Here is a 12,735-nt window from a genome sequence, read left to right as displayed (position 1 = left end):
GTCTCACTTTCATTTAGGTAATTATTCAGAGGGTGAAATGGCAACATTTAGCACCAACCAATTTAAAGCTGGCCTTAAGTTAATGATTGACGGCGAGCCTTGCAACATTTTAGAGAATGAAATCGTAAAGCCGGGCAAAGGCCAAGCGTTTAACCGCGTTAAGATCCGTAAACTGGTCAGCGGTAAAGTTCTAGAAAAAACCTTCAAATCAGGCGAATCTGTTGAAGGCGCTGATGTCATGGATACTGACTTAGCGTATCTATATACAGATGGCGAATTTTGGCATTTCATGAACAACGAAACATTTGAACAGATCGCTGCCGATGAAAAAGCGGTAGCTGACTGTGTAAAATGGTTAGTAGAAGGTGATGTTTGTACTATCACTTTATGGAATGGTAACCCAATTGCCGTATTGTCACCAAATTTTGTTGAACTTGAAATCACGGAAACGGATCCAGGTCTAAAAGGTGATACGGCCGGAACGGGTGGTAAACCTGCAACATTATCTACCGGTGCCGTTGTCCGCGTTCCACTATTTGTGCAAATTGGCGAAGTTATTCGTGTAGATACACGTAATGGCGAATACGTCGGTCGCGCGCAAAAGTAAACTTTAAGCGGCCTGTCACCTGTGACAGGCCGAATTTATTACGGTTTAAAATGAACTGGCAACCTACTGCAACCCATTCCACTTTAATAAAAAGAGCCAAGTTTATCGCTCAGATAAGAGCGTTTTTACCAGCCGCAATGTACTTGAAGTTGAGACTCCGTTACTGAGTCGAAATACCATCACAGATCTCCATTTAGACCCATTTGAAACACATTTTGAATATGCAGCAGAAGAACGTTTAGCGCGACTTTATTTGCAAACCTCACCTGAATTTCATATGAAACGATTGTTAGCGGCGGGCAGTGGTCCTATATTCCAGATATGCAAAGCGTTTCGAAACGAAGCTGCGGGAACTTTGCATAACCCAGAATTTACGATGTTGGAATGGTATAGACTCGGATTTGACGACCACCAACTTATGTCTGAATTAGACGAGTTGGTTCAGTTACTACTAAATACCAAGCCAGCGTTGAAGCTTTCTTACCAAAGCGTATTTCAGCGTTTTATTAAAATTGACCCTTTGACCATCACGTTAGAGCAATTAAAACAAACCATAACCACTTACTCACAAGATGACTGGTTACAGCAAGAATCAAGTCGAGACACACTTCTACAGTGGTTGTTTAGCATGGTCATTGAACCACAATTAGGTGACGACATAACACCCTGTTTTGTCTTTGACTTTCCCGCTACACAGGCAGCTTTAGCAAAGATTAATCAAACCAATAGCCAAGTTGCACATCGGTTTGAGTTGTATTTCAAAGGTATTGAGTTGGCTAATGGGTATTTTGAACTCCAAGACAGTAAAGAACAACAATGCCGATTTATCTCTGATAATAGACAGCGTGAAATTGAAGGCAAACCTCAACGCGGTGCCGATCAGTTTTTATTGGCTGCGTTAGACAGTGGATTGCCAAGTTGTGCTGGGGTTGCGTTAGGTGTTGATCGATTATTTATGTTGGCGGCACAGTTACCGACAATAAGCCAAGCCTTATCTTTTGACATTTCCAATGCTTAGATACCTGTTTATAAAGATATTGGAGTTGAGGAACCAATAGACGTACTAAAAGTTCGACCCACTTATGTGATTATTCAAGCGCTACTTGGCGAAGTGCGGAATTAGATATCTGGCGCGGGTTATTGGCAAAAATACCATCTACATTCATTTCATAAAGCCAGTCTATTTCTTCTTCTTGATCAACGGTAAACACATAGATATGAACACCGAGTTGCTGATAGCGGCGAATTAGTGCTTCGGAGATATTGTCCATATCTAAATGAACACTATAGATTGGAAAATCCGGAAGCAGCAGGTCGTCGCCGGCGGGATGAGTACCGAGCAAAAGACCTAGTTTGATAAAGGAGCTCAGTTTGGCAAAGTCGGCTAAATATTGATGATTAAAAGACGAGATAATAATTAGGTTCAAGTCAAACTGAGACTGCTCACAACCTTCAAGTAGCTGCCGATAAAACAACTCTATATTGTGGATGTTTTTGAGTTCTATATTTAGAATCAATCCTGAATTGGCTAAGGCGGCCAAAGTCCAAGCTAAGGTCGGCAGCGGTTTGTCATCTTTACCATTAAGTTGTGCTAGGTCGCTTGCGGTTAAGTCAACAGTACGTTTATTGAGACCAAGTATCCGTGTCATCCATCGGTCATGAAAAACGACAAATTGATCGTCAACAGTTTGATACAAATCGATTTCAATGCCGTCCATACCGTCACGACTACATTGTTGTATTGCCGTTTGACTATTTTCTGGGTAAATAGCGGATTCACCGCGGTGTGCAAAGACCTTCATGTAAACCTCTTACACTTTTGACTTTTTATGACCTTGTGTCGTTTCAAATATGGCGGCGGAAATAATGATTAAGCCACCAATGAGTGTCATCATGTTTGGAACTTCAGCTAAAATAAACATCGACAATATTACGCCATATAATGGTTGTAAGCAGGCCACTAATCCGGCTGTTTTGGCTCCTGTTACATTGATAGATGAGGCAAACAAAACATGTGCCATAGCCGAAAAGAAGATGGCAAAAACAATAAGCAATTGAATATTGTTCATTTCAAGTTCAAGTGGGGTTGTGTCACTAAATGGCAGGAATATTATGGCCGTTACTAAAAACTGATAAAACATCCCTTGAGTCCCGGAATAGCCTTTAAAGTGATGTTGAATACCAATATTCCTAAGTGCAAAACACAAAGCTGAAAACAAACCCGCTAAAACGCCGACCACAAACTGATCATCTACAACGACAGAATCTAACCAAATATTAGGAAACAATAGACTAATCGCAAATAAAACTAAGACACTGATTATAATGTCTGTTTTTGACGGTCGTCGACCGTAGATAAGCGGTTCTAAAATGACAACCATCACGGGGTAAGTAAACATAGAAATCATACCAATAGCGACAGTGGTGTATTGAATACTAATGAAGTAGGTTAACCAATGCAGAGCCGCCAAAATACCTAAAATGACGGCAACCAAATAGTCTTTTTTATTGTTTAGTTTTAACGTCGACTTTGTGAACCACAGGAATAGACCAAGACATACCGCAGTAAATAAACCGCGGTATGCGATAATGTCGAGCGCAGATAAATCGATTAATTTCGCGAATAACCCTGATACACCTAATAACGCTACTCCGAGGTGCAATTGCAACATCGGAGACATACTAAAATTTGATTTCAAAAACGTTGCTCGCGTTTAATTTGGTTATTTTATGTTAGCGAAGTGCTCACCCATACGCGTAACTGTTTCGTTAGTTACCGACTCTAAAAACTCAACTTTGTCTTTAGGGAACAAACAAACCACAGTGGAACCGAGCTTAAATCGACCCATTTCTTCACCTTTTTCAAGGGTGATCACATTGTCGCCTTCACTTGGGTATTGCCAGCGATTTACGCTTTTTCCTCTAGGCGGTGTAATTTCACCAGCCCATACAGTTTCAATACTTCGCACAATCGTTGCGCCAACTAAAACCATTGCCATTGGGCCAATTTCAGTTTCAAACACTGCAACGACACGTTCGTTTCTTGCAAATAGATTTGGCACATTTGCCGCTGTTAGCGGATTTACAGAAAAGCATCACCAGGAACATAAACCATATCAGTTAATGTACCTGTAAGTGGCATGTGTAAACGATGGTAGTCGCTTGGTGCCAAATAAATAGTGGCAAATATACCGTCGTCGAACTTGTCAGCTAAATCCTGATCGCCGCCGAGCAATTCTAACGTCGTATAATAATGATGTTTGGCTTGAACTAGTGTACCGTCTTTTATTGGCCCTAATTGACTAACCTTGCCATCAACAGGGTGTGCTACTGTCTTCTCACCTTCAACAATTGGACGAACGCCATAGGTGCCAGTGCACGGGTAAAGAAATCGTTAAACGTCTTGTATTCTGACGGATCAGGTTGAGCCGCTTCGTTCATATCAATATCGTATGCCTTAATAAAGCCTTTTATCAGACCTGTGGATAAAATGCCTAACTTAGCTTTCGCTAAGAATCCAACAAGTTTAGACACTCCATGTTTTGGAAGGGCGTATTGAAAAGCGATTTTTAAATTATCTAAATTCACGTTAAAACCTATTTACTTGTAAGGGGTTTGTAATAAACCTATTTTGATTCTTTTGACTGATGACGCAAGGTAATATCTGTTACGGTTTGTAAAATTTTCAAATAACTTTGATATCTTGTGTCACTGACTAAGCCATCGGCTATTGCTTTTTGCAATGCACAGCCTTGGATCTTTTTGGTGTTTGCAGTCTCGAAATTTACATTGATGGAGGTAAGGTCGAAATTCGACAAACCCATGTAATATTTGTTCATTCTCTAAGTGCCACATAGCAAATTCGCGTACACCCGGTGAATCAATAATTGAACCACCATTTTCTAATCGATAAAGTCTAGAGGCCGTTGTTGTATGTACGCCCAAACGACTGTTGTCAGAGACTTGTTTAGTTTCGATATCTACTGACGGCAAGATAGCGTTAACAATAGACGACTTACCGACACCCGACTGACCAACAAAAACGCTAGTTTTATCAACGAGTAGAGATTTTATTTGTTCGATACCTTGCTCAAGCTTGGCTGATAATACAACCACCTTATAGCCAATTGACTCATACATATGCTGAATATCGGCAACTAACTCTCGGTTAGTGTCGTCAATTAAGTCGAGTTTATTTATAAGGAGCACTGGCGTAATGTCGAGTTGTTCTACTGCAATCAAGTAACGGTCAATAATATTGGGTGCTAAATCTGGCAATAACGCAGCAACAATTAGAATTTGGTCAATATTTGCAGCGACAGGCTTTAAACCGTCGTAAAAATCGGGACGAACAAATTCACTTTCCCTTGGTTCAACAGCTTCGATGATACCGGCAAAGTCAGAGTCGCTTTGATTATAAGGCCGCCAAATAACTTTGTCGCCACAGACTAAGGACCCAGCAGTGCGGCGAATATGGCATTTAACATTTTCTCCAGCCGGGTTTTCAACATCTGCATGTTGTCCATAGCGAGTTATAACTTGACCAAATGTTTGCGGGCCTAACAAGTTATCTTCAAGAAAATCATCGTCTTCTTGGGGTTTTTTGGCTTTCGCAATACGCTTATTATGGTTGTCTCGAATTCTTCTTGATTGAGAATGCGATAATTTCTTTTGTTTTGCCACTTTTGCTCTATGATTTAATTATAAAAACTTGTGAAAGTAATGAAAAACATTAACAATGTGATGTATCTTATACGTAAGTAAGCGTGATCAAAAGGATTGAGTAGGGCCTTTGTATGACATTTAGTGAAAATAATCTAATTTGGATTGATTTAGAAATGACAGGATTGGAACCTCGCACTGATAAAGTGCTAGAGGTAGCGACGATTGTCACTGATAGTGACTTAAATATCTTAGCTGAAGGTCCTGAAATTGCGATTCATCAACCGGATGAAGTGTTAGACAACATGGATGAATGGTGCATTGCACAGCATGGTAAGTCAGGATTAACTGACCGTTGCCGTAAAAGTACTGTGTCAGAGCAGCAAGCGTGTGAAATTACCATCGACTTTTTGAAAGATTTTGTACCCGCAGGGAAATCACCTATGTGCGGTAACAGTATCTGTCAAGACAGACGTTTTATGCATGTACATATGTTGACGTTGGAAGAGTTTTTCCATTATCGAAATATTGATGTCAGTACAATTAAAGAATTGTCTCGTCGCTGGAAACCTGAACTTGTAGATAACTACAAGAAAAAGGATTCCACTTAGCGCTTGAAGATATTCGTGAAAGCATCGAAGAGTTAAAGCGTTATAAAGAAAAGTTTTTTGTCCTTTAGCGGTTTTTGAATGCAGTTAAAAGCTACACTTAGTGTGGCTTTTTTATGTCTACTGTTCAGTAATTCTAAACGCTTGCATTTAAATTCGGTTTGAATAGAATCAATGCACTTATGATAACCAAGTATGTTCCTTTGTTTGATCTAATTAAATCTTCACCCATGCGGTTTGTCTTCCTTTTCCTGCTGTGTTTTTCAGTATTTTCGTTGACGTTTGATGATTATTCCCCATTTGCTTTGTTGGGCATGATAGGGGCGTTATTTGCCAATGTAACGGGCGCTGGTGGTGGGGTTGTTTTTATTCCAGCTTTCCAGAACTTAGGTTTATCTGAATCTCAATCAGTTGCGACCAGTTTTGCTATTCAATGTTTTGGGATGACAACGGGAGCGATTGTTTGGCTTAAGCATGTAAGAGTAGATATTCACCAACACCGTGATTGGCAATTACTGGTACCATTTTTAGCTGTTTGTGTGCCTACCAGTATGGTTGGACTGTGGTCTGTTTATCTTTTTGATATTCAACCTCCTGCATCCTTGACGCAGTTTTTTGCTTGGTTCTCTGTCATGTTGGGTTCGGCTTTATTTATTACCATTTATTTGAAGTATAAAAAACATCAACAAGAGCAACTTACGGCTATTGGCCATAAATCGGATTTGCTTATACTTGCGCTAATTAGTTTTATTGGTGGCGTTATTACGGCGTTTTTATCTGTTGGTGTTGGTGAGTTTGTGGCGTTTTATCTCATCCTCAGAGGTTACAGAGTGACACTCGCTGTTGCCGTTGCCGTTGTATTATCTGCGACCACGGTTTGGGCTGGGGTTGGTCATCATATCGCCAATGGCAATATTTATTATGAAGTACTATGGTATGCCGGGCCGGGCGCGGTGATTGGCGGTATCGTTGCAAAAATGGTCGCAACAAGGCTACCAGTGCTGCAACTCAAATTACTCTTTGCCGGCTGGGTTTTTGTCGTCGGTTGTATTGAATTTGTGTAATACGATTTACTCGTTGTTGTAGGTAGCTTTTAGAAAAGTTGCTGTAAAACAATAGACAAATGTACAGTGATCTGCCTGTTATATTACTGACTAAAAATTAGTTGTTTATTATTCTTCCATGGAATCAGGAAAAGCGTCGCGAATTGCAATAAATTCATCGACATGTTCGAGTAAGATATCAACCAGCTTCGGTTCAAATTGCTTACCACGCTCTTCTTTTAACAGATTAAGCACTTTGTCCAGTGGCCAAGCCGGTTTATAACAACGTTCAGATGCTAATGCGTCAAACACGTCAGCAATGGCCGTGATTCTGCCAGCAATTTCGATGTTTTCTTTGGCGAGTCCTGCCGGATACCCCTTTCCGTCCCAACGTTCATGGTGTTGTTGGGCGATTATGGCACCTAATTGCAATATCTCGTTTTGCGATTGGGTCAAAATATCAAAGCCAAGCTGCGCATGGGTTTGCATAATTGCCCATTCTTCGGGATCCAATTTTGCCGGTTTATTTAGAATACTATCGGGGATCCCAATTTTTCCAACGTCGTGCAATGGCGAAGCCATTTTTAGTTGTTCGGCTTGTTTTGCTGGTAACCCATAATAAATCGCCAACATATAGCTGAAATTCGCGACCCGTTTAACATGACTTCCCGTTTCTTTCGAACGCTTCTCTACTGCTTCACCTAGTATATAACTAAGTTCTTTTTGCGAATGTTCAACGACTTCACGCATTCGAATATTGTCATAGGCCACGGCAATATTATTGGTAAAAACTCCAAAATATTGTGATCAGTATCGGTTAAGTCGTGATCGTGACTGACATAGAGTAAATTTTCCAAGCCACTATTATTTACAAAATAGCCGACAAAATGATCCTTTTCGCGAATTGATGATTGTGTCGCATGGGCTTTTTCAAGCAGAGCTCTGATACCGGGTGGCATAGGCGTTTCGTCGTGAATTGTTGCTCTTGATTGCACGCCACTTAGGGCCAATAATCTAAAATCGACTGCCTTTTTAGGGTTGTTGAGTGCAGCACAACACATTATTTTTGAATGATTTAATCCCATTACATTAGCAACTTGGTCTAAAACAGCCGATGCAAATTCGGTCAAGGATGAGCAATCTAAAAAATTTATAGTCGCAGATATTATGCGTTCTAATCCGAGCTTGTGGTGTTCGATAGTTTGAATATCTCGATAAGATCGCAATGTCGCGAACATCAAAGTTTTCATTTTGCTGGCAGTGAGCTCGGTTTTGTTTTTGTAATCGTTGATGTCGTAATCTTTTATAACGGTATCTTCTGGCGCTTCGCCAGACTGACCTGTCCGCAAGACGAGTCTCATAGTGTGGTTATTTACCACGTCACGTATAAATTTGATTAACTTTAATCCAGCGTCGTTTGTTTCCATAACGACGTCAATGAAACCGACTGCAATGTCGGACTGTTCTAATATTATTTTTCAGCTTCCGCAGCGGAATAAGCATGGAGCAGTTCAAGCCCTTGACCGTCAAGTTCAAAACCCATTAAAACCAATTTCGTAACATTATGAATATCAGGCTCGTCATCAACAATAAGCACCTTCCAAGGCCTTTTATTAGATGCTTCATCATCGTTGATCGTTTCGTCTGCAAATAAAAAATCGTTCACTAATTTCTACCCTGATGTTGTTTTAAAACACGTTTGTTGGAGGCAAAATATCGCTTTCGCTTTTATAAATGTAGTCGTTTACTCCATAGATTCCAGTTCTATTTCAATTGCTTTTGTACTAATTCGAACTTCATACAATGAGATAATCAAAGACATCATTAAGGTGAATAAACTGAGGCCAAAAATCACAGTGCCAATTTGGGACATCTCCAAAAACAAAAGGAACATGGCAACAGTGCACAATAAAAAGCTGAGTACTCCAGCCGTTTGCATCGCCCTGATCAACAGTAAACGCATGCGTAAATTAGATATTTGCCGTTTAACTACTTGCTCTAATCCCTTGTTATTACGTTGATTTAGTTCTCGAATTAGCTGGGCCAAAACCAAAAACCGATTGGTGTAAGCAAGCAGTAAAAGTGAGATTGCAGGGAACAGCAAAGCTGGGGTCGTGATATTCATTATGATCATTTGCGAATACTTATCGTTGTGGAATTTAAATAATACGCATATGCATGCTTAATTATCAATTATATGGCATTAAAAAGTGTTTATATTTTAATGGTTTTATTGTTATTGTGTAGAGTGTAAATTTTACAAAATATTTAGCACTGATAGTTACTTAAAAAATAGTCTAAACTATTATTATTTAAACTCAGTTGTCGTTCCAATTTTAATTAGGGGTTAGGAAATTGTCGCAAAAGAAGCCTGTTCAAAATCCATTTGAGGATTTAACATTTGAACAGTTTGTAGCCTTAGATGAAAGAGCTTTTATTAAAGTTCGATCTAGTATCGCATCGCTTCTAGACGAGTTAACCGAATCTCAAACTCAACTTCAAAGTCAGCTTGAAGATGTGGAAGCAGAAAAGCAAGAAATTGAAGACGCTTTACTATCATTATCACAGCAACTCACCGACCAAGAATCTCATGATGAAGTTACTTTTTCGGCGACTGAAATTTCCACCGATATCCAAACTTTGCAAAAACGTCTAGCTAAAGCTGAACAAGAAGCCGAATATTACTCGGAACAATTATTTGCAAAAGACCTTTCACTGAGCCAGTTAACAACCCAAATTGGTGACTTAAACGACCAGCTAGAAGAGTTGTCACCTAAAGCAGACGATGACAGTGAAAATCGTTTGGAGAGTCTGACCGCGCAACTTAACTTAACTAAAGAAGAGCTTGCCGAGCGCAACGCAGAACTTAATTCGCTGCGCCAGTCTTATCAGCAGGACGCTGACAAATACGCTTCTTTGGAGCAGCAATTAAATTCAGCACAGACGTCTGAACGAGATTCAGAATCGGATTTTCAATCTCAAATATCTCAATTGCATTCACAACTCAGTGGTGAACAAGCAGCTAAAATCGAATTGCAAAAACAATACGATGAGTTGCAACAGCAATGTGAAGAAAAAGCTCTGAATATTGATGAATTGCAGGCAGAGGTTAATCAAAGTCAAATTGATTTAGCGTCTTTAACACAGCAGGTGGCTCAATTAGAAATTGAAGTCGCAGAAGGCGCAAAAAGCCATGTAGACGATAAAACAGCTTACTTAAGTGAAATTCGAGAACTTAAAGATCTACTGGACAGTAAAGAAAAGCAGCGCCTCACATTTGAAAGCAATCTCAATGATGATGCCAAGCAATTTTCGCAATTAACGTCACAAATTGACCAATTGAAGAGTCAGTTAGCTGAACTTGAACATACTAAATTGCAGCAAGACGAAGAGCTAAAACAACTTCATGGAGACAATGCTAATCTCCAACTTGAACGCGATACAAATATTGCCGGCCTTAGTGCCCTTCAGTCTGAGCATGCAAAACAATGTAATGAGTTTGAACAGTTAAAAAACGAATTGGCTAACAGCAGCCAAAGCGAAATTGAAAAAAGTGAACTCATTCAGTCGTTGGAACTTCAACTTAGTTCTTTAAACGACACTAAAACTCAGCTTGAGACGACAATTAGTGAACAAGCTGAACGGCTCGAAATCCTTGAAGCACGAAGTATCGAGCTGACAGAAATCAAATTGCAGTCGCAGCATACTAAGTCAAATCTTGATGATCTGAGTAGCGAACTAAGATTTGCAAAATCTCAACACCAAGAAGACGTCAAAAAGCTTGAAGACAACTTTAGTGTTGAGCTTGAAAAGCAATTAAACGAACAAAGGCTGCAACTCGAACAAGAATTTCAAGAGGACAAAGTCACCTCAATTGACAAAGTTCAAGCGGAGCAAAATACCCGTTACAATGAGTTAGAAAGCCAATTTAATGATGCGCAAAGCGATATTGTTAAGCTTCAAACTGAGGCGGCAGCACAACTTGAAGCATTTGAATTGGCTAAAAAAGATGCCGAAGAAAATACAAATAAAGTTAAGCAGACCTACGATAGACAAATCGCGGATTTAGAGCGTGAACTTCAAGCTAAAGAATCTCAAATAGTAGAACTCAGCGAGCAAAGCAATACGTTAGCTGCTCAACAAAGTGCAACTCAAGGCGAATTAGCAAGTCGCATTGAAATTGAACAAAGTAAAAGTGAACAACTTGAGCAACAGGCTAAGTCATTAGCAGAATTGGATGAAGTTAAATCTGAACAAGGCAAACAACTTGAGTTTCTAACGAGTGAAAAAAGTGAACTCGAGCTCGAATTATCCTCATTGCAAGAACAGTTGGCTAGTGCTGAGTCCACCAGTGCTTTAGCTAAAAGTGACCATGAGTCAGAAATTAAGGCCATTAATTCTCAAGTAGATGACTTACAGCAACAGATCACTATATTGACAGCCGATGCCACTGAATTAGAAGAGCGACGAGCTTTAGTTCAGCAGCAGCTTGAAGCAACAACTCATGATCTGAGCACAAAGCAAAATGAAGTTGACGCTCTAGCGGAAAAACTCGCGGAGCAAGTCGCAGAAAATAGCCAAGTTAATGCTGAGTTAGCGGATTTAAAAGAGTCACATTCTGAGCAAGTAACAAGCCTTGAAGCAGAAAAAGCGCAGCAACTTGTTCAGCTTAATGCCGTTGAAACAGAATTAGAATTAAAAGCACAAACGATTGATCAAGTTACGGCGCAAGTTGAGGATTTAAATCAGACTTTAGAGGTTAATGTTGCAGCTCATAAAGAGGCCCTAAGCACAAATAACTACGGAAAATGCCATTTTGCAGCACCAACTTCACATTGTTGAAGCGAAACGAGATGAATTTGAAAGTCATATTGAAACCCTCGAATCTCGTATAGTTGAATTGCAAAATGAGCAAACTGAATTACATCAAGCGCTAGAGCAAATTAAAGACGAAAAGCGCGAGCAGTTTAGTCAACAACAACTCGCCCACTCGGATCTGTCGGATGAACTGATTGGAGTTCAAAATCAGTTAAATAAAACCAGTAAAGAACGTGATTTATTAGCTCAGCAATACGAATCATTGCAAAAGCAACGTGATGATTTGAGCGGTATATTAGATGAAACTCGCGACGCAAATAGTGACGCGTTCCAGCGTCTAACGAAACAAAATAACGAGTTACAGGCCCAACTTGAAGTAACCTATTCTGATATTCAACAACGCGAAACTGAAATTGAAACGCTTAAAGAATCGTTGACTGAAAGTGAGAATACGCAATCCGTTCTCGCTGAGATCATTAGTAAATCAGACAGTAAATATACAGCGTTGCGAAATGAATTTGAGCGGGCTGAATTAAATTTTGAGGTTGAGATTTCCAAAGTCAATGCAGCCTTAGAAACTGCAAACGTTGAGTACCAAGCCTTACTCACTGATAAAGCGCAATTGGAAAATGAAATCCAACAGTTGTCTGATAAAAACAGCCAACTAGAACTGAATTTACAAACAGAAAAAGATCAGCTCGCCGAGACAAAACAGACCTTAGAGCAACAAGCAAACTTGTTGCAATCACAGCTCGACGAGAAAATAGCTGAACTAAATATACAAATTCAAAACTTTGAGCAACTCGAACTGCAAGCACAAGCTAAAACGGCCGAGTTTGACGCGTTTAGACTGGCTGTTGAAGAAGAGAAAAAGGTACATCAGCAAGTTATTGAAAGTTGGGAAAGCAAGCTTACCTAGGAGCAAAATCGTTTTGCAGAGCAAGCTAAGGAAGTTGCAAGACTGGACACTGAGCTTAATGCACGGTTTGAATTCCAA

11 protein-coding genes and 3 pseudogenes are annotated in these 12,735 nt (G+C 39.9%); 6 read left to right on the top strand and 8 right to left on the bottom strand.

Annotated features, from left to right (window positions below; translation table 11 throughout):
* Positions 1 to 37 precede the first annotated feature (37 nt).
* Positions 38 to 607 carry an elongation factor P gene (gene efp, locus PN838_RS12760; protein ID WP_215963441.1) on the top strand — a complete coding sequence of 190 codons (570 nt, stop codon included), beginning with the start codon at positions 38 to 40 and terminating at the stop codon, positions 605 to 607.
* A gap of 55 nt (positions 608 to 662) precedes the next feature.
* Entirely contained in the window at positions 663 to 1,625 is a 963-nt protein-coding gene (epmA, locus tag PN838_RS12755; protein ID WP_370661106.1) for an elongation factor P--(R)-beta-lysine ligase, read from the top strand.
* A gap of 70 nt (positions 1,626 to 1,695) precedes the next feature.
* Here epmA and PN838_RS12750 read toward each other — a convergent pair whose 3' ends face one another.
* From PN838_RS12750 to rsgA, 4 genes and pseudogenes are all read right to left on the bottom strand, one after another.
* Positions 1,696 to 2,409: a glycerophosphodiester phosphodiesterase gene (locus tag PN838_RS12750; protein ID WP_272180908.1), complete on the bottom strand. Its 714-nt coding sequence runs from the start codon at positions 2,407 to 2,409 to the stop codon at positions 1,696 to 1,698.
* Positions 2,410 to 2,418: 9 nt separating this feature from the next.
* On the bottom strand, positions 2,419 to 3,306 hold the full coding sequence (locus tag PN838_RS12745) for a DMT family transporter (RefSeq protein ID WP_272180907.1): 888 nt from the start codon (positions 3,304 to 3,306) through the stop codon (positions 2,419 to 2,421).
* 24 nt (positions 3,307 to 3,330) lie between these two features.
* A pseudogene (gene asd / locus PN838_RS12740) lies at positions 3,331 to 4,195 on the bottom strand (archaetidylserine decarboxylase).
* A 38-nt stretch (positions 4,196 to 4,233) separates the two neighbouring features.
* Positions 4,234 to 5,290 (bottom strand): annotated as a pseudogene (gene rsgA, locus PN838_RS12735) (small ribosomal subunit biogenesis GTPase RsgA).
* 113 nt (positions 5,291 to 5,403) lie between these two features.
* On the opposite strand from rsgA, the pseudogene orn reads away from it, so the two are divergent.
* Both orn and PN838_RS12725 read left to right on the top strand, forming a co-directional pair.
* Positions 5,404 to 5,948, top strand: a pseudogene (gene orn, locus PN838_RS12730) (oligoribonuclease).
* A 111-nt stretch (positions 5,949 to 6,059) separates the two neighbouring features.
* Positions 6,060 to 6,941 carry a sulfite exporter TauE/SafE family protein gene (locus PN838_RS12725; RefSeq protein ID WP_215963317.1) on the top strand — a complete coding sequence of 294 codons (882 nt, stop codon included), beginning with the start codon at positions 6,060 to 6,062 and terminating at the stop codon, positions 6,939 to 6,941.
* Positions 6,942 to 7,049: 108 nt separating this feature from the next.
* Here PN838_RS12725 and PN838_RS26390 read toward each other — a convergent pair whose 3' ends face one another.
* The 4 genes from PN838_RS26390 to PN838_RS12715 all read right to left on the bottom strand — a co-directional run bounded on the left by PN838_RS26390 (position 7,050) and on the right by PN838_RS12715 (position 9,045).
* Positions 7,050 to 7,670: an HD-GYP domain-containing protein gene (locus tag PN838_RS26390; protein ID WP_334313357.1), complete on the bottom strand. Its 621-nt coding sequence runs from the start codon at positions 7,668 to 7,670 to the stop codon at positions 7,050 to 7,052.
* The gene (locus PN838_RS26385; RefSeq protein ID WP_334313356.1) at positions 7,622 to 8,347 is read right to left on the bottom strand and encodes a DUF3369 domain-containing protein; all 726 of its coding nucleotides are present in this window, start codon (positions 8,345 to 8,347) and stop codon (positions 7,622 to 7,624) included. Before PN838_RS26385 ends, PN838_RS26390 begins: the two co-directional genes overlap by 49 nt.
* A gap of 44 nt (positions 8,348 to 8,391) precedes the next feature.
* Entirely contained in the window at positions 8,392 to 8,586 is a 195-nt protein-coding gene (locus PN838_RS26380; protein WP_334313355.1) for a response regulator, read from the bottom strand.
* A 78-nt stretch (positions 8,587 to 8,664) separates the two neighbouring features.
* Positions 8,665 to 9,045 (bottom strand): DUF2721 domain-containing protein, encoded by a 381-nt coding sequence (locus tag PN838_RS12715; RefSeq protein WP_215963442.1) that lies wholly within the window; start codon positions 9,043 to 9,045, stop codon positions 8,665 to 8,667.
* 230 nt (positions 9,046 to 9,275) lie between these two features.
* Here PN838_RS12715 and PN838_RS12710 point away from each other — a divergent pair, with 230 nt between their 5' ends.
* Both PN838_RS12710 and PN838_RS12705 read left to right on the top strand, forming a co-directional pair.
* Complete coding sequence (locus PN838_RS12710; protein WP_272180906.1) at positions 9,276 to 11,762, top strand: coiled-coil domain-containing protein; 2,487 nt, start codon at positions 9,276 to 9,278, stop codon at positions 11,760 to 11,762.
* A complete protein-coding gene (locus PN838_RS12705) occupies positions 11,737 to 12,657 on the top strand; it encodes a coiled-coil domain-containing protein (RefSeq protein ID WP_272180905.1) in 921 nt (306 codons plus the stop codon). The genes PN838_RS12710 and PN838_RS12705 overlap by 26 nt, the downstream gene beginning before the upstream one ends.
* The last annotated feature ends 78 nt before the right edge of the window (positions 12,658 to 12,735 follow it).

The organism is Psychrosphaera algicola, from assembly GCF_028401425.1.
Classification (GTDB): Bacteria; Pseudomonadota; Gammaproteobacteria; order Enterobacterales; family Alteromonadaceae; genus Psychrosphaera; species Psychrosphaera algicola.
This window is presented reverse-complemented; position numbering and strand designations above follow the sequence as displayed.